Origin of the sequence: Parabacteroides sp. AF14-59 (assembly GCF_003479515.1) — a bacterium.
GTDB lineage: Bacteria > Bacteroidota > Bacteroidia > Bacteroidales > Tannerellaceae > Parabacteroides > Parabacteroides faecis.
In genome coordinates this window covers 78,006-96,690 of sequence record NZ_QUHH01000003.1, presented here as the reverse complement: position 1 = coordinate 96,690, position 18,685 = coordinate 78,006, and the positions used below count along the sequence as shown (strand labels likewise).

General features: G+C 40.5%; 15 protein-coding genes. 3 read left to right on the top strand and 12 right to left on the bottom strand.

Annotated features, from left to right (window positions below):
- Window positions 1-217, top strand: a 217-nt coding sequence (locus tag DWW23_RS04455; protein WP_199664118.1) for a hypothetical protein, incomplete at its 5' end; no start/stop codon positions are given.
- Window positions 218-487: 270 nt separating this feature from the next.
- On the opposite strand, the gene DWW23_RS04445 is transcribed toward DWW23_RS04455, so the two are convergent.
- The 8 genes from DWW23_RS04445 to DWW23_RS04410 all read right to left on the bottom strand — a co-directional run bounded on the left by DWW23_RS04445 (window position 488) and on the right by DWW23_RS04410 (window position 11,474).
- On the bottom strand, window positions 488-3,691 hold the full coding sequence (locus DWW23_RS04445) for a hypothetical protein (RefSeq protein WP_122352083.1): 3,204 nt from the start codon (window positions 3,689-3,691) through the stop codon (window positions 488-490).
- Window positions 3,692-3,938: 247 nt separating this feature from the next.
- Window positions 3,939-4,811 carry a sugar phosphate isomerase/epimerase gene (locus tag DWW23_RS04440; RefSeq protein ID WP_122352082.1) on the bottom strand — a complete coding sequence of 291 codons (873 nt, stop codon included), beginning with the start codon at window positions 4,809-4,811 and terminating at the stop codon, window positions 3,939-3,941.
- Window positions 4,812-4,915: 104 nt separating this feature from the next.
- Entirely contained in the window at window positions 4,916-6,166 is a 1,251-nt protein-coding gene (locus tag DWW23_RS04435; RefSeq protein WP_122352081.1) for an ABC transporter permease, read from the bottom strand.
- An 11-nt stretch (window positions 6,167-6,177) separates the two neighbouring features.
- Entirely contained in the window at window positions 6,178-7,356 is a 1,179-nt protein-coding gene (locus DWW23_RS04430) for an ABC transporter permease (RefSeq protein ID WP_122352080.1), read from the bottom strand.
- Window positions 7,353-8,366 carry an HlyD family secretion protein gene (locus tag DWW23_RS04425; protein WP_122352079.1) on the bottom strand — a complete coding sequence of 338 codons (1,014 nt, stop codon included), beginning with the start codon at window positions 8,364-8,366 and terminating at the stop codon, window positions 7,353-7,355. The genes DWW23_RS04430 and DWW23_RS04425 overlap by 4 nt, the downstream gene beginning before the upstream one ends.
- Before the next feature lie 21 nt (window positions 8,367-8,387).
- Window positions 8,388-9,779: a TolC family protein gene (locus DWW23_RS04420; RefSeq protein ID WP_122352078.1), complete on the bottom strand. Its 1,392-nt coding sequence runs from the start codon at window positions 9,777-9,779 to the stop codon at window positions 8,388-8,390.
- Between the two features lie 193 nt (window positions 9,780-9,972).
- The gene (locus DWW23_RS04415) at window positions 9,973-10,566 is read right to left on the bottom strand and encodes a Crp/Fnr family transcriptional regulator (RefSeq protein WP_122352077.1); all 594 of its coding nucleotides are present in this window, start codon (window positions 10,564-10,566) and stop codon (window positions 9,973-9,975) included.
- Between the two features lie 2 nt (window positions 10,567-10,568).
- A complete protein-coding gene (locus DWW23_RS04410; protein ID WP_122352350.1) occupies window positions 10,569-11,474 on the bottom strand; it encodes a hypothetical protein in 906 nt (301 codons plus the stop codon).
- A 399-nt stretch (window positions 11,475-11,873) separates the two neighbouring features.
- On the opposite strand from DWW23_RS04410, the gene guaA (DWW23_RS04405) reads away from it, so the two are divergent.
- Both guaA (DWW23_RS04405) and guaA (DWW23_RS04400) read left to right on the top strand, forming a co-directional pair.
- Window positions 11,874-13,394: a glutamine-hydrolyzing GMP synthase gene (gene guaA / locus DWW23_RS04405; RefSeq protein ID WP_122352076.1), complete on the top strand. Its 1,521-nt coding sequence runs from the start codon at window positions 11,874-11,876 to the stop codon at window positions 13,392-13,394.
- Between the two features lie 50 nt (window positions 13,395-13,444).
- Window positions 13,445-14,752 (top strand): glutamine-hydrolyzing GMP synthase, encoded by a 1,308-nt coding sequence (gene guaA / locus DWW23_RS04400; protein WP_122352075.1) that lies wholly within the window; start codon window positions 13,445-13,447, stop codon window positions 14,750-14,752.
- Window positions 14,753-14,833: 81 nt separating this feature from the next.
- Here the strand turns inward: guaA (DWW23_RS04400) and DWW23_RS04395 are convergent, their stop codons facing one another.
- Genes DWW23_RS04395 through DWW23_RS04380 form a run of 4 tightly spaced genes read right to left on the bottom strand, consistent with a single transcriptional unit; the run spans window position 14,834 to window position 18,684 of the window.
- Window positions 14,834-15,412 (bottom strand): sugar O-acetyltransferase, encoded by a 579-nt coding sequence (locus DWW23_RS04395; RefSeq protein WP_122352074.1) that lies wholly within the window; start codon window positions 15,410-15,412, stop codon window positions 14,834-14,836.
- A 37-nt stretch (window positions 15,413-15,449) separates the two neighbouring features.
- The gene (locus DWW23_RS04390) at window positions 15,450-16,880 is read right to left on the bottom strand and encodes a sugar porter family MFS transporter (RefSeq protein ID WP_122352073.1); all 1,431 of its coding nucleotides are present in this window, start codon (window positions 16,878-16,880) and stop codon (window positions 15,450-15,452) included.
- Between the two features lie 27 nt (window positions 16,881-16,907).
- The gene (locus tag DWW23_RS04385) at window positions 16,908-17,735 is read right to left on the bottom strand and encodes a glucose-6-phosphate isomerase family protein (protein ID WP_122352072.1); all 828 of its coding nucleotides are present in this window, start codon (window positions 17,733-17,735) and stop codon (window positions 16,908-16,910) included.
- Window positions 17,716-18,684 carry an ROK family protein gene (locus DWW23_RS04380; RefSeq protein ID WP_122352071.1) on the bottom strand — a complete coding sequence of 323 codons (969 nt, stop codon included), beginning with the start codon at window positions 18,682-18,684 and terminating at the stop codon, window positions 17,716-17,718. Before DWW23_RS04380 ends, DWW23_RS04385 begins: the two co-directional genes overlap by 20 nt.
- Between the last annotated feature and the right edge of the window lies 1 nt (window position 18,685).

The following is an 18,685-nucleotide window of genomic DNA, read 5'->3' as shown; positions in this document are numbered from 1 at the left end:
AAGATCGTCAATTGAAATCACAACACCTTTGGTTGGGTTATATGTAATAAACGATGAAAGATTACTTGTATTGGAAGAGGCTTTTGTAAGAGTAATAAACAACAAAGGAGAAGTTGTAAGAGCCGAATTGACAGACCTTATAGAGGATTTCAGCGTAAAAGATAATTTATTGTTTATACAAACAAATGAAGAAAATAAAATAATTGAATTAAATTAAAATAGGATATTCAACAAGAACAAACATGTAGATAATTATGTTAAAATAAAGCTTTAGCAATGATGAGTTTATTAACTGCAAATTATATTCCTTGAAATGACCTCTACCTTGGATATTTCAGTAATCAGCTTAACAACAGTTCCATCTACTCGTTCCAATCTAAATTGACCCAGGAGTTTATGTAGATTAAAGTAGAGTCCTATAGGGCTGATTACAAACATCATATATATTTCATTCATTTGCCACATATAAAACAAAAAAGCTGACATATTACTTTTTTTGATAATTATAATTATACGTTTTAACAATTCTCTTGATATTATTATCCAAAATATATGTTTCTTTCAATTGACCAAAATCATCGTAAGCGTAGTAAGTTGTAAGACCTGACGGATCAGTTTGAGAAGCCATCCCCATAAAAGGCTTGTAAGTATAAGTCATAACTATAGCTTTAGGAAGTGCTTTCTGCAAACTACCATCCCTCAATTTCGTCTCATTCGGTATAGATAATACAGAAAGTGCATCAGCGCTAGTTACAGAAAAAATGGTCTTTATGGCTGATTCTACTTCATTGAAAGTCGCATTTTTAATTTCGGCTATTTGATATTGATTATTATATGACCAAAGATAAACCGTTTTCATTCCATCAGCAGTTGTTAACTGACGTATATTACCTTTAGTATCATAAAGATCGTATGTTATATCTGTATGCAAATTATTTATCCCGGAGGTAGATGACTGAATCTTCTCCGGCAAAATAAGATTATTTGTCTTTGATATATCTCTAAAATAATTATTTTTTTTCCGATCTATTTCCTTGTTATTATAAGTAGTTATTGATTCTATAACAGAAGATAGTCTATTTTGAAGTGTCATTTCAGGAAAAGGTGAGGTTGTATAATTATAAGGATAAGTATATTGGTAGGTATACACGTCCGCTCCATTCAATCTATTTCCCACTTTAATCAACTGATTATTAGAATCGTACTCATATACATTTGTAACAGTTACAGGATTATTATCAAAATATTTTTTCATCTGTTCTTCACTAAGAAGATACTTATAAGTAAATATTTTATATGCACCTCCAAGAGCTACTTGACTAGACACTGTCTCTAAAGGACTCAATAAGCGAGAAATAAAAAAATCAATATATTTTATAGACTGATCTGATAATTTCTTATATTTCAAAAGTTTCTCATTTAATAATGAACCTTCCCTATTATATATCTTTACACTAATCAATTTTCCTCTTTCCAAATGTTTTGAAGAAACCGGAATATAATTGTTAAGAATATTTGCAAGCCCTAATCCTTTGACAGAAGAGATTGGGTGAAACGTTTCATTAAGTCTAGACAGGGGCATTTCATCTAGATGAGATTCTCCCCAAATATCTGAATTAAAATTCGTGAACTTATACTCTGTATATCCATTTATATTTCCATTATTATCTTCCTGCGATTCAACGACTGTCGAATATCCAACATTATATCCAGGTTTACAATAAATATAATTGTTAAAACCATTTGTTGAAAATAAGTCAAATTCTCTTACATAATTATTATCTCCTAATGGAACGAGCGATCTATAAGCTTTTATCCGTTGGACATACTTTGGTAAAGACGAGATAATACCTGAGTTTGAACCCGATTTAGTTCTAGGATTAAAAGAGTTTACATAATAATAATTTTTTGCATTATGAAATGTTCCATCTTCTAAATAATTTGAAATTCTTTTTACTCTAATTCCTCCCGGATATATCAAATTTTGAGGTTGATAGTTTTCGATCATAGTGTTCAGAGTCGTCAAGGACATATATCGATTAACTTGATGTGTTTCATAATCAAATGTTACATACCCCCCTACTGGATAAATTATTTTCTCCAAAATTTCTGATTTAAAATAAGCACCTGATTTATCTGGTTCTCTTGACGCTCTAAAGTTTTCTTCAACACTAGCATCTAAAAAATCATTCGAATTTACTGTATAATATTTAAAAAAGCCATCTTTTAATACGTATTGATGATCTTTCCCATTATAAAAGCCCTGATGATCACCCAAAGAAGCCCAATAGTCAGGAAATCTCCCAGTGTTATATTTAAACTCATATTTAGCGACAGAATTGTTACTAAAGTCTCTTTTTTTCATACTTAGTAGTTTTAACCTGTCATTTTCAGTATTAGTATACTGAAAAACATATTCAAAGCTATTATTAATGTTTACTTTAGACAATTGCTCCCATTGTATCTCGGAGAAAGCTTTAATAAATGGATTACTACCAAATTTATCTATAAATACATTTTTTTCTCTTATTCCCGGAATAAGAGTATTACTATATTTCTTTTGTATGCTATTTTCATATGTAAATTCTATATCAAAAGAATTATATTTGATTGATTTTAAGAGGCAAGACATAAACAGATCTGAAGAGACATACTGACTAGCATATGTTTCCATAAAATTAGATTGATATAAAAGGTTATAAGTTATATCTATTTTAGGCTTAGATACTACATAATTAAAACTGATAGTTTCTCCTGTATAAAGAATAACTTTCGATAAATGCCAAGTCATAGCAACAGGTCTGTCACCATCAATCCGAACTAAAGGTTCATAATATGCATATGAATAATCAATTGCAGAAGGATTATCACCAAAGATAAACACTGTTCCATCTTTAGCAGTTAACTTGAATTCAAAAAAAGAACTGATTCCCTGATACGATTTTGGTTGATTTATTGGAGTTCTTGCACTCGATAGTGTTTTAATTGTATGCTCGATTTTAAAATCATCATCTGACAATGTTTGCCACTGACCATTTTCATTTAAATAAAAGCTTCCATTATATCCTAAAAAATCAAAGCTAAATATATCCGGATAATAATCCTCACTTCCGCGACCAAGAAGGTTTTTGGTATTTATTTTCGAAGCAGCTAATTCCCATACAAAATTCTCCTGGTTCCATTCTCCTTTACCCCATTCATCAAACCCATAAAGTTCCTGCATATTTTTAGATTCCCTTTCATTATAAAACTTATAGTTTTGCCATATGAAACCTCGCTTTATAGGCGGATTACTTATAGTATATCCATCAATCGGAAGAAATGCAAATTCATCAGGATGCCCCTTAACAGTCCTATGTATAGCCCCTCCTGCCTGCAATGTCCATCCTAAACCAACTATACCAGGATGAATATTAGGTTTAACTTTATTCAAATTATATTGAAGGCCTATCGGAATACTAATATTTTTAACCTTTAGCTCATATAAAGGGATATCAATATGCAAATCTCCTGTATACATATCAACACCTAGATCATTCGTTGTAGAGATCATATTGGTTAGTGCAACTTGCGGAAATACCCCATACTCATTTTTACTCTGTGAGGAAATAATTGAACCCTGTCCAACCACATTTAATCGAATCATTAATAAAAAGAATATAAAAATACTTTTTTTCACATGTTTCTCCATAATATCAATACTATTAGTGTTGGACTAAAAAATCCTTATCGCATACGCTTCCTGTATTATAACAATATTATTACTACCAGAATAATGCACATAAAGATAAAGATAAAAAAGAGATTAAGAAACCTATAATGAATATATTTCAGCTTATATTCAATTATTGTTTAATTAAAGTAATGAGAAAAAGTATTTGTCACAAAAAAAGGTTGCTTGTATGAAGCAACCTTTTTTGTGACAAATACATAAATAATCATTTCACAAAATCCGCATTGTTCAGGAAGTCGAAACTTTCCTGGCAACTAGCTACCGGATCGTTATTGGTATATTGTTCAACTTCAACATACCAGTCTTTTACGTTATTAGCATACATCTGGTCGAAAATCGGTTTGAAATCAATCTTGCCGCTGGCACCAATTTCCTTGTCATCCTTAATATGGATAGTCTTGAACTGGCTGGGGCGAGCTTTCAGATAAGCAACAGGGTCGGCACCGCCTTCTTTCACCCAATAAACGTCCATCTGGAAGAATACATGATTCGGACTTACGTTATCCAACAGGAAGTCGTAAATCAACTGATCGCCAATTTTACGGAATTCGAAGTTATGGTTGTGATACCCGAAAGCAATACTGGCAGCTGCAGTCTTATAACCAACCGTATTGAAATAATCGCAATACATCTTCAGGTCATCCAATGTCGTTTCATCATTGACCGGCATCCAGGGCTGAACCATATATTTTACGCCGAGTTCGTTATGAGCATCGATCGCCTGATCCCACCAGCTCATTACTTCTGCTTCCTTTTCCTTGGTAAAAGCTTGTCCCAGATGGGCACTTGTACACTTCATACCAAGATCATTACACATTTTCTTGAATTCGGCCGGGGCCATACCATAAATCTTACCATTGTCATAACCGGCTGTTTCCAGATTTGTATATCCTATTTTGGAAGCTGTTTCCAAAACCTTCTGAATACCTTCGTCTTTTACAAGGTCTCTTAAAGAATACAACTGTAAACCGATATGTTTCTTCGATTTTTCGGCACAAGAAGATAATAACTGAGGTGCAACTAAACCTCCTGCAAGCAACAATGAAGCTTGCTTCAAAAAGTTACGTCTGTTCTGCATAGTACTAAAAATTAAGTTTGATTGAGAATTTGTACAAAAGTAAGACTATATTTGATGGATTCTAACATTATTTCGTTAAAATCCATCAAAAAGACCACTTTTGATTATCTATGCATCATTCGTTGCATCTTCATGTATCGATATTGTTTTATTATCAGTTTCCGGCTGCGCATGATCTGATACCTGTAAATCATACAGGAAGTAATAAAATAGACTCCAGCCTGCACCCAAAGCGTACGGTATTCGTGAGCTACTTCATTCAATGTGGCTCCTGCCGTATTGATACGGATAAACCCTTGTATTCCTGGCGTGGAAGGGAACAAATAACCTATTGCTTTCCAGAACGGAGGAATCGCTTCCTTGGGCCAGGACACACCGGAAATAAACAACAGGATCACCGAGGTAAATACAAATACCAGCATCGGCGATTCGCGGCTTGTCATGAAACCGGATAATGTCATAGATAAAAAGATAGAAGCAAACAAATAAGGCAAAACAAACAGCATGACAGTCCACGGTTCCCCTACCTGCGGCAATGAGAATAATTTCGGGACCACCGCCAATGCCCAGATACAAACGACCACATATAATAATATATAGGTAAGCGATTTTCCGAATACGATACGTAATGTCCCGTTAAAATGACGGCTGATAGGGACCAGGCTGTGAAAACGATTTTTCTCCCGCGCCGTTCCTCCCAACATACCAATTCCCAGAATCAGTGTCTGCTGGATAACCAGAATCAGGATAGCCGGTACAAGGAAACTGGCAAACCCGTTCTGCGAATTAAATAAAGCGACCGATTCATACGGAATAGGGTTGATCGTAATCTTCTCCTGTTCTATCGTCGACGACGGATTGTTCTGTGCCTGTAACTCCTTTCCTATCTCAAGTGAGACTTCGGTGGTAGCCAACAGGAACGCTTTATAAAACAGCAAAGCACTCATATCGCAATAAAGCGAAACGGTCGCCTGCTTTCCTTTATGTATATTTTTACTGAACTCACTGGGAAAATACAATATCCCGTATGCCTTCTTCTCATCCAGCATCCGCTTTGCTTCTTCCATATCCGCACATACGGCAACCACCTTCACATCGGCCGTCGCATCCACCTTACGGATATATTCGCGGCTCAGATACGAGTCCGACTGGTCCACCACTACCATCTTGGCATTATGTACCACTTCGTTATTGTAAATAAAGGCATACAGTAGCGGATAGACGAATGGAACCAGGAAGAAAAAGATCATTACTCCCGAGTCTTTGAAGACGTTCTTCAACTCGTCTTTCCAGATAAAAAAGGTATCCTGAATGCCTTCTTTGATTATATATCGTAAACGATGTTCTCTTTTCATTACTTTCAGTTTTACGGAATATATTTAAAGTACAGCAATGCATTTTTGAGATGTTTTCCGATCAGGAACGGCAAGATCAGAAAACCGATCAACCAGGCATACTCAGTCCATGAATAAAACAGGTCTCTCCCATTCAATGCCTGATCCACATAGATCAGGAAATAATGACGAAGGGGAAATAAGGTACTCAAAGCCTGCAATGTCGGGTCCATACCCAGAACCGGAAAGGAAAAGCCGACAATTGAAAAAGCGATCATACCGAACAAACTGGCAAAACTCAGTCCCAGACGTAAAGTCGGCAATGCCCCGATCATAAATACACCTACAGCCTGCGAGGCAATGACCAGCAGGAACAAAGCAACGATCATCGGCATCCATCCGCTATTCAACGGGAACGCATTAAAACCATATAGAGCGGAACAGCACAATAAAGCTATTACCGTGAAAATAACCGTTTGCGGCAAAAGTTTCCCCAACAGACTTAATGTAAACGAGTTGCCTCCGGTCTGCAACCATTGACGGGCTGTCGAGTATTTCAGTTCCGTTCCAATACTGAAAACCGTCACCAGAAAGATCATCAGCTGGAGCACACCCGGCAAAATCGTATTATTCAGGTAAACGGAATAGTTCAGCCAGGGATTACCTAGCGCATGTGTATCTACAACCACAGGTTGAAGTTGCCCCATGATCTGGTCGGTCGTATATCCTTTCGCCAGTCCGGTCTGCAAACCGACCGAAGCACCTGCCAGAACGGACATTGTCTTCATATCCCTGAAAAGCAGGGAAGCAGCGATCAAATAAGTTCCGTTCGTATAAAAAGACAACGTCGGTTGTTTTCCCGTAGTCGCTTCCACGGCAAAATCTTTCGGTATATAGAAAATTCCATATACATTTCCTTTTTGCATTTCCCGGCGTGCATCATCGAATGTTGCAGTCTTATAAACAACCTCTGTCTGCTCAAAAGCATCCAGCTGCCGGATCAGGTTACGGGAAGTGGCAGAACCATCCATGTCGACCACTGCGATCGGCAAATTGGTTGGCAGCCCCTCCTGCATCAGTGACAGGAAGAAGACGACACAGAGAACCGGAGCGATCAGCATACAGAAGAAATAGATCGGCTTCGATGTCAACCGGTGTATCTCCCGCTTCGCTACATTCCAGATACTATGTAAACTCTGCTTCAGGGTCATAATATTTCGTTTCCTTTTTTCTTCATTACAACAGACATGCCGGGACGCAGATCAGCGATTTTCTCCTGCGGACGTGCACGCACCTCGAAAGTCTTAGAGTCGAACTGTCCGGTTGTCTTTGTCGCTTTCCAGGCAGCATACGATCCCATATCTTTCATATAATATACTTTCAGTTTTACAGGCTTATTGTCGAGTGCCGGTATAAAAACATTCAGTTCCGATCCGATCTTGATATCTTTCAACAGGTCTTCACGCACACTGAATGACACCCACATATCGTTCAGGTCTGTAATATTCATGATCGGCGCACCGGTTCCGACCAACTCTCCCACTTGTGGGAAACGTTCGGATACTTCACCGTCGATCGGTGAAACCAAAGCCGACTCTTTCAGATAAGACTCCACTTCGGCTACAGCACCGCCAGCCTGCTGAACCAGGGCGGCAGCCGCTGCTTTGTCTTCCGAACGGGCACCGTCCATTGCCATATCATACTGTGACTTTGCCGCTTTCTCCGTGGCTACCATCGCCTTATAATTCGCTTCCGCCTCATCTCTTTTCTGGGCAGACATAACGCCTTTTTCATACAGATTCTGAACACGGGTATACGATTTCTTTGCTATTTCAAGACCGGCCTGTGCTTTCTGCCACATTTCATAAGCTCCGGCTATTTCCTGTGCACGGGCTCCTTTGATTGCTTTGGCATTCTGCGCTTCAGCCGCTTTCTGAGCAGCTTCCGCCTGTTGCAATTTTGCCAGCACCTCCGGCGTATTCAGATAGACCAGTGTATCACCGGCTTTTACTTTATCTCCTTCGTCAAAACGATATGATTCGATCCGTCCGGGAACTTTCCCGGAAATACGGACCTGATTGGCTTCAGCCTGCCCCATAATAATATCATCAGGAGGAGTAAGCAAAAAGAAACCGGTCAATGCGACTAATCCGATCACGACCAATACCGTGATAAATGCCAACATCATGTTGCTGATCGAAAACTTTTTATTCTCGTTCATCTTTGTATATTTTTATTGTTATTACTTCTGTTTGTCTACCGAAAGATTACCCATTGCTTTCGACAGGTAAACTTCCGTTAATTTCACCTCTATCTGAGCATCGATCAGGCTGGAGCGTGCCGAAACCCAGGCGGTCTGCGCTTCCATCAGATTCAGTGCCGGAATAACGCCTTCTTCAAATCCCAAATTAGCATGACGAAGGTTCTCTTCCGCATTTTCCATGTTACGGGAAGAAGCCGTCAGTTTCTTATTGGCTTCATTCACCTTATAGACGGATTGGTTCACTTGCAATTCCACCTTCTCACGCGCTTCCATTAGTTGTAACATCTGGATACGTGTTTCGGCACGAGCGGCATTCCGTTTGTAACTACCTTCCCACCAACCGGACAGGGGTACTTTTACCATTACACCGACATTGAACATTCCGGCAAATTCATTTTTAAAGCCGTTGAATGCATTCGGGTTCGTTACCAGATAATTTGCCGACAGAGCGACATTGGGCAACATATCCGCTAAAACGATGCGTTCTTTTTTCTGATAGATCTTTGTTGCCAGTTCCAGGCTTTTCAGTTCATCGCGATTGGCAAAGGCTTCATTCACATTCGCTACGGCATCATTGGAATGTACAGGGAAGTTCTCTATATTTTCATCCGCCAGTGCCAATGGCTCGTCGAGAGGCAATCCGCAAATTTGGGCCAGCAACATACGTGACAAGGCGAGTCCGTTATCCACTTTTGTCTGTGCCATTTCCGCCTCATTCAGCTTCACCTTCACAGAAAGGCCATCCACCTGTGTAGCAACACCTTCTGTTATCATAGCAGTCACATCGCTATCCATTTTACGAAGCAGTCCGACATAGGCATCCGCCAACTTCTTCTTATTGACCAAAGAGATCACTTGCCAGTACGTTTCATCGGTTTTATAAATGACTTCCTGCAATTGAAGGTCGTTCATCGACTCAGCCAACTCACGCGCATATTTGGTAATTTGATTATAGGATACGATCTTTCCCCCCATGAAGACGGGTTGAACCAGCGAAACACCTCCTACCCAGATATTCTGTACATCCAGATGCTGCATCTCATCTACTCCTCCCATCAATTGTCCGAAAACAGGAAGTTGGGCAATCGGCCCCAAAGCAGAACCGAGTTTGGCACTTAAAGCATCCATGTCCAGCAGATTGATATCTTTCTGATTCCACATATAACCTCCCATCGCGGAAAGTTGCGGGAAATATTTGGTAAAAGCTGCCTTCTTTTCTTCATTCGCCGCCTTTACCTTTTCGCCGGACATTTGCAATTCCTTATTATTTTGAATAGCTAAGTTTCGACATTCTTCCAATGTCAATGTCTGTTGGGAATTAGCATAACCAGACCAGACCAACAATCCTACTAATACGATAATCCGTTTCATCTTTTTATTGTTTTTTCATCCGGAGATTTTATTTTAACCACTAAAACAATTTATCACCCTTATTCATAATAAAAAACAACTGGTTATCTCCTATTGTTTATATTCGATAAACCTATAATCTTCGTACACAAACAAAAGTACGACTTTCCGATGCAAAAGTACTGGTTTACTTTAAATATAAAATTGAATTAATTCAATTAAAGATGCGCTTTTTCAGCTTGCAGTACCATGCATTACTGATCCCCATATACTGAGCAATATACTTGTCGGGGACACGTTGCATGATCCACATGTAGTGATTATAAAGATATTTGATGAATTCTTCAGCCGTACAGGACTGACGGATGGCAAACATGGAGTAAAGTTTTGATATAATAGTCAGCATCGCATTCTGGTAGTACGATGCAAATAACGGATAACGCAGGGACAAGTCTTCGATATGGGTACGTGACAACCGTAACAGTTCACCGGATTCCAGCGCTTTGATCTCGAACTCGGAAGGCGCCTGAGTAAAATACCCGATAGCAGACAGGAAAGGATACAGATAGTCAGATGAAAAGCCGGTTACGCATTCATCCCCCTTTTCACTTACATATAAATTAATGAATAGTCCTTTATTGATAAAATAGGCATCCTGGCATATTTCGCCGGTGCGGAGCAGATAGTCTCCTTTATCGACAGCAATCACTTTTGTGATATTACTGAGTTCGCCTACAAAAACCTCGTCACGGGCCAGAGATTCCGGAAGATCCGCTAAAAGTTTTGCTAAGTGGCAATCTGTCTCCATCGTTAATCTTCCAACGTAAAGCTTTTCTTTCCGATATGGTTACCATCAATAAATATATCGACCCGGTAAGTTCCCGGAGACAGGAACTCTTCAATATCCCAGTACATCGTAACCGGATATTCTTCTCCATCGTATTCGATCAGCTTCTTCATGGAATAGTTGATATCTTTTCCCTCAAAAGGAAAAACATCGGCACGGCTTTTTACCAGCACGTCATCGTCCGGCTTCAGGATACGTACATAAACAGTCTTCTCTCCAACGGGAGCAGTAATATTTTTCGCAATACGGAAGTCCACAACGAAACGTTCCATCCGTTTGATCTTCTTCGCCAGCTTTCCACGCGAATTGACCGGAGTAACCGTTATACCTGTAGCATCCAGTCGGCTTGCCAACGTAACGCGTTCGGATAGCTTCTCTTTCTCTTTCTTCAAGGTTGCAGCCTGTGAAGTGGCACGCTGATATTTTTGAACGGCTTCTTTTTTCTCTACCTGCAATTGTTCATTCGCTCTGTTCAAAGAGTCGATCTGCACAACATAATTACGCATGATCTTACGAAGCGTTTCCAGTTCTTTCTTCAAACGGGCTATTTCCTTGGTATTTGTCGCTTTTACCGTGCGAAGCTCTTCCATCAAACGCTGAACTTTCGCCTGCTCCGTAGATAACAGACTCATCAATGAGTCATTACCGACTTTGAATTGGTAACCCTCATATTGCATAGAGAGTTCATTGAACTCGTCTTCAAGCGTTTGCTTATCCAGATCATAAGCCTCGACCAAGTCAGTCATCTGCTGCTTTTGCTGATAAATATAGTAAGCGGCACCAGCGATAATCAATATCAAAATGACCACTGCCATGATCAATAATGAGAGCTTATTTATTTCTTTTGCTTCTTTCTTTTCTGTATCCATACGGTTCCTTCTAAAAATGAACGTACAAAGGTAATGTTTAATCAGATGTATTAAAACATATCCTGACCGTTTATACATTTTTTAAGAACTTAACCATTCTTTCAACAAATATGAAACGGTTTTAGCTCCGTCTGGAAGAACTATTCATTCTATTGGGTTTTCCTGTGCTATTTATAGCAGCAGATTATTTTCCCATACGGGTGGGGATTATTACCCATCTAAGTGGGGAAAAATCCCCACCCGCATGGAAATTCTGCTTCACAGCAATAAAACTTATGTGAAATCATAAAAAATATATTGAAATTCCCCTATCGATTCCCTATATATACAGCAAGCGCTGTACAGATTTTCTAAATAAAATTACTACCTTTGCCGCACTCAATTAAATAATAACACTGCATGCACGAGAAACTTATTATTCTTGATTTCGGCTCGCAAACAACGCAATTGATTGGCCGCAGGGTCAGAGAATTAAACATGTATTGCGAGATCATTCCCTACAACAAATTCCCGCATGATGCTACAGATGTGAAAGGTGTGATCCTTTCAGGAAGTCCTTACTCCGTTTACGACGAAAATGCTTTTAAGGCTGACTTGAGTGAAATTCGTGGCAAGTATCCGGTTTTAGGTATTTGTTATGGGGCTCAGTTTCTGGCTTACACATCCGGAGGCAATGTAGAACCGGCCAACTCCCGCGAGTATGGACGTGCGAATCTATCGTATATCAACAATGAAGATCCTCTGCTGAAAGGCATCGATACGGGTTCCCAGATATGGATGTCACATGGAGATACAATTACCGTATTACCTGATCACTTTAAGGTTATAGCCAGCACGGACGATGTGAAGGCTGCAGCTTATCATGTGGAAGGCGAACAGACATGGGGAGTACAATTCCATCCGGAAGTATTCCACTCTACAGACGGAACCAAATTACTGGATAATTTCCTGAATATCTGCGGATGTGCCAAAGACTGGACTCCAGCCTCTTTCATCGAATCGACTGTTGCTGAACTGAAAGAGCAGTTGGGTGACGACAAAGTGATCCTTGCCTTATCGGGCGGTGTGGATTCTTCCGTTACAGCCGTATTGCTGAACAAGGCAATCGGTAAAAATCTCACTTGTATCTTCGTCGATCACGGCTTGTTGCGCAAGAACGAGTTTGAGAACGTGATGAAAGATTACGAGCATTTGGGATTGAATGTGATCGGGGTAAATGCAAAAGAGAAATTCTATAAAGCGCTGGCCGGAGTGACCGAGCCGGAACAGAAACGTAAGATCATCGGTAAAGGTTTTATCGATGTATTCGACGAAGAAGCCCATAAACTAAAAGATATCAAATGGCTGGGACAAGGCACGATCTATCCGGACGTAATCGAGTCTTTATCCATTACTGGTACCGTGATCAAAAGCCATCACAACGTGGGCGGCCTGCCGGATACCATGAAACTGAAGCTGGTGGAACCGCTTCGTCTCCTTTTCAAAGATGAAGTCCGCCGTGTCGGTATCGAGATGGGTATGCAGCCACACCTGATCAAACGCCATCCGTTCCCCGGTCCGGGTTTGGGTATCCGTATTTTAGGCGATATAACACCTGAAAAAGTACGTATCCTGCAGGATGCCGACGATATTTATATGTCACTGATGCGCGAATGGGGTCTTTACGACAAGATCTGGCAAGCCGGAGTAATCCTGCTCCCGATCCAGTCGGTCGGAGTAATGGGTGACGAACGTACCTATGAAAATACCGTTGCTTTGCGTGCCGTAACATCAACCGATGCCATGACAGCCGACTGGGCACAATTACCTTACGATTTTCTGGCTAAAGTATCCAACGAAATCATCAATAAGGTAAAAGGTGTAAACCGCGTTGTGTATGACATCAGTTCCAAACCACCAGCAACAATCGAGTGGGAATAAAATCAACAGAAGGATAATCTAATCAACTTAATAATTTTAGGAGGAATACGATGAAACAAGATATGATCGTTATTTTAGACCTGGGAAGTCATGAAAATACGGTATTGGCAAGAGCTATCCGTGCATTGGGAGTTTATAGTGAAATTTATCCTCACGACATCACTGTCGGGGAATTGAAAGCTCTCCCGAACGTAAAAGGTATCATCATCAACGGTGGTCCTAACCATGTGATCGACGGCGTTGCTATCGATATAGACCCGGCTATTTATTCTATGGGCATTCCTGTCATGGCTGCCGGTCACGACAAAGCTTTATGCGAAGTTAAATTGGATGAATTTACCAATGATATAGAAGCGATCAAGAAAGCTGTCAAATCTTTTGTTTTCGATACTTGCAAAGCGGAAGCCAACTGGAACATGACAAACTTTGTCAATGACCAGATTGAACTTGTCAGACGTCAGGTTGGTGATAAAAAAGTATTATTGGCCTTATCGGGCGGAGTGGACAGTTCGGTTGTTGCCGCACTGCTTCTGAAAGCTATCGGGGATAAACTCGTTTGCGTACATGTAAACCACGGTTTGATGCGTAAAGGTGAATCGGAAGATGTAGTTGAAGTATTCAAAAATCAGCTGAAGGCAAACCTGATATATAAAGACGTAACCGATCGTTTTCTGGATAAACTGGCAGGCGTTGCCGATCCTGAAGAAAAACGTAAGATTATCGGCGGCGAATTTATCCGCGTATTCGAAGAAGAAGCACGCAAACTGGACGGCATAGATTATCTGGCTCAAGGTACTATTTATCCGGATATCGTGGAAAGCGGAACAAAGACAGCCAAGATGGTGAAGTCTCACCATAATGTAGGTGGTCTGCCTGAAGATTTACAGTTCGAACTGGTTGAACCGCTGCGTCAGTTATTCAAAGACGAAGTTCGTGCTTGCGGTCTGGAACTGGGCTTGCCGTACGAAATGGTTTTCCGTCAGCCGTTCCCTGGTCCTGGCTTAGGTGTACGTTGTCTAGGGGCTATCACTCGTGATAGACTGGAAGCTGTTCGTGAAGCCGATGCGATTTTGCGTGAAGAGTTCCAGCTTGCCGGTTTAGACAAGAAAGTATGGCAGTATTTTACTGTTGTGCCTGATTTCAAATCAGTAGGCGTACGTGATAATGCCCGTTCTTTCGACTGGCCTGTTATCATTCGTGCTGTCAACACCGTAGATGCTATGACTGCAACAATCGAACCGGTTGACTGGCCTATCCTGATGAAGATCACGGACCGTATCCTGAAAGAGGTGAAAAACGTAAACCGCGTTTGCTACGATATGTCCCCGAAACCGAATGCTACTATCGAGTGGGAATAATCGATACAAACATCCTATAACAATAAAGCCCGGTCTTGAAATCTGAACCGGGCTTTATTATATTTCAGAATAGAACATCCCTTATTGACAACCGGACTCTCCCTGCTTTATCTCTTTTATTACCCGACAAGGATTACCGACAGCCAGTATATTCGACGGAATATCTTTCGTCACTACACTTCCGGCACCGATGACAGTATTATCGCCGATAGTCACTCCCGGTAAGATAGAGACTCCCGCACCGATCCACACATTATGACCGATCGTTACCGGACGGGCATATTCAAGTCCCCGATTCCGCTGTTCCACATCCAATGGATGCCCAGCCGTATAAATACCGACATTCGGGGCAATAAAGGCATTATCGCCGATACAGACTTTTGTCCCGTCCAGAATAACCAGGTTCACATTCGCATAGAAATTCTCTCCTACTTCGATATTATATCCGTAGTCGCAGGCAAAAGGGGGCTCAATAATCAGGCTATCACCTGTTTTACCCAATAAGAGCTTTAACAACTCAGCCTTTTCTTTTTGTTGTGAAGGCCGCAAGCGATTGTAATCGTAAAGTAACTCTTTCGCCTTTTCACGGTCAGCCAATATCTCTGTATCATAATTGGCATCATACAATAACCCCAGACGGCATTTTTCCTTTTCAGTCATTATTTACATCTTTATGTTCTCCGCAAATATAGGAGAATTATTTCAGCTTACGAGGACTTTCTCTTTTCCGCCAGAAATTTTCAATTTGTTCCAGTGAAACACCTTTTGTTTCCGGAACATAGAAATACCCCCAAATCAACGCAAGAAAAGCAACTCCTCCATAGAACCAAAAAGCACCTGCCGGATTCCCCAGATTTTCACCATCCATTATTATTTCTTTTCCGGGTATTGTCAATGCTTTTACAATTTTAAAGAAAGTAAATGAAACGATGCTGTTGAAAAGCCAAACAGACAGCGAGCCGAGAGAAGCTCCTAACCCACGTAATTTTAAAGGGAATATTTCTGAAATAATAAGCCAGCCTAAAGGACCTATACTGATCGCAAAAAAAGCGACATAACAGAATATAAGCAAAATAGCCACCCATTTTACCGAATCGCCCAACTGATTTACAAAAACAAAGCATAACCCCAGGATTAAAAGAGATACGACAATCCCTGACAATCCGATAAAATAAAGCTTTCTTCTTCCCAAGCGATCTACAAAATAAACAGATACAACCGTGAAAATAACATTGACCACCCCAACCCCGACAGAAGCCCAAATTGCCGCAACAGTCCCGTCAAAACCTGCCATCAGAAATATCTTAGGACTATAATAGATCACCGTATTGATCCCGACAAACTGCTGAAAGAACATAATCCCTATACAGATGATCAGAGGGGTTCTCAACCAGGGTTGCAAAAGTTCTTTCCATCCGGATTTTTCCGTTTCGCTTCTTTTTATTTCCTCTTGCATCTGTTGAAAAGAATCCTTTGCCTGTTCTTCTCCTTCTATTCTTTTCAAAATACGGATACTTTCGCTATGCCTTCCCTTCGACATCAGCCAACGGGGAGTCTCAGGCATAAAGATCATACCCACAAGCAATATACAGGCTGGAATAACTCCCACATAGAACATTGGTCTCCAACAAGACATATCACCTTCATCTGCAAAATATAAATCTGATAAATAAGAAACCAAAACCCCAATTGTAACCATCAACTGAAACATTGAAACAAGCATTCCCCTCACTTTGGCTGGCGAAATTTCTGCAATATACAAAGGGACGGCAAAAGAAGAAACCCCAATCGCTATTCCCAGGAAAAGACGAGCCAGAACCAAATTCCAGGCATCAACCGCAACTCCGGACCAAATTGCCCCTACAGCAAAGATTACGGCAGAGGCTAAAATTACTTTTTTACGTCCTAAACGGTCTGTCAACCTACCACAAAACAAAGCACCTAAGATTGCCCCCAGCAAACCTGCCGACGTAATCAGTTCTATCATATTATTGTCTATTCCAAAATCCTTCTGAAAAAATGGAATGGCTCCCGAAATCACGCCAGTATCAAAGCCGAAAAGTAAACCTCCGGTCGCCGCAATCATCGCTATGATATAAATCAACATCTTATTATGCTCTGTTTTCATGGTATTCAAATTATATATAAAATCCCTTTATGGAATAAATCGTCTCCAATATTCTTCTTTTATTTGTGGAGAAGGAACAAATAAAAAAGTCTCCGGATCTTCTTCAAATGTACAATAAATAGATTTATCTTTTTTTATCCCTAATTCCAAATAATCGGCAGGAGACTTACATATCAGTTCCGATGGCTGATAGGCTGGATTCTCCAGCCATTGAATCTCATTCAATTCATCAAAAACCGGATACCAGGCTATTCCGTTATGTTTTCTTACACCCTCATAAACGAAACCATATTCCCGATCGCACCAGGCACCAAAAGTAAGCGGTTTATCCGGATTGGCACTGATAGTCGCATGTGCCCAATAAGGAGGAACAATAACTACATCACCCGGATTGGCATAAACTGCAAAACAACGCCCCGGATTATCTTCTGCATATTCCTGCATATAAATAATTGCTTCACCGGACCATATCTCATACACCTCAGGAGTAGACCAGTTACTGAAAGAAGAAACTTTATGGATATGTCCCTGACTCCGGATAGGCTCTATCCCCAGCTTTCCGGTAGCATATGTTACGACACCGTACAGCAAATGCATCGAATTCAATAGTTCTTTATGTTTTATTTTACCTACATCCATTGCAATAGAATAGACTATATCAGGCCCGGCACAGTCGGGGTCCATCAAACTTTTTGAAATGTCTTTCAACTTTCGTCTCTCTACCTGAGGGCCAAAAATACCCGGACCGTAGGAAAAGCCCATAGGCTCTTCGATCAAACCGATATCGAGTCCCGGATCAAATACATTAATAACCGGAGAAACACCCGGTTTATCTTCATGCAGATAAGATTTCATTCTTCCTTCTTTGATTGGTAAAACTATATTCCGCCGCCAGTACAGCTGCATTATCCCCCAGTTCCGATGCCACAATTTTCACATTCTCCGTAGGGCACCATGCCAGTCGTCCGACCCGTTCGCAGATATAAGGTAATATAACCTCTTTGCTCTTCATTACGCCCCCTCCCAGCACAATCACCTGAGGATCATATGCATGTATATAAGTAACAATAGCAGCACTCCATACGTCCATACATTCGTTCCTTACGATCAAAGCATCGATGTCGCCGCAAGAGGCCAAATTAAAAATTTCTTCAAAATCATAGCTATCCGCTTTTTCCCGAAAAGCAGCGGATAGTTTTGGGTTTTCTTTTATAATAGAAGACAGGAAAAATGACGAAGAAAGTGCTTCCACACACCCCACATTTCCACAGCTACATTTACGTCCCTTATAGTCGATCACGAAATGACCGCCTAACGAACCTGCCTGATAATGTTCACCGTACAAAACACGACCGTCCAAAACGACTCCAGTTCCTATTCCGGTTCCTATTGTCATCATTACCACATTGTCCAATCCTCGTGCCGCTCCACAAACCCATTCACCAACAGTTGCCATCCGGGTATCATTGTCCATATAAAAAGGAACCCCCCAGTTCAACTCACACCATAGCCGGAGATTCAATTCACAGGCGTCATTGTATTTCTCATTGGTGGCAAGCACCTGGCAATGTTTCACATCGACAATCCCGGGAAAAGCCAGACTAATCCCCACCAGATCGGAAGTCCGGATTTTACTGTCATGTAACAAAGCATTAACCGCTTCTTTTATTTTAGGTAAATTACTTCGAAGCCCCTTTTCCGAATAAGCAGGCAGAATTATAAAATTCAAAACTTGACCGGACTGGATCAATCCGATCTTTATAAAGGTTCCTCCTAAATCTATTCCAACAGTATATTTAATCATA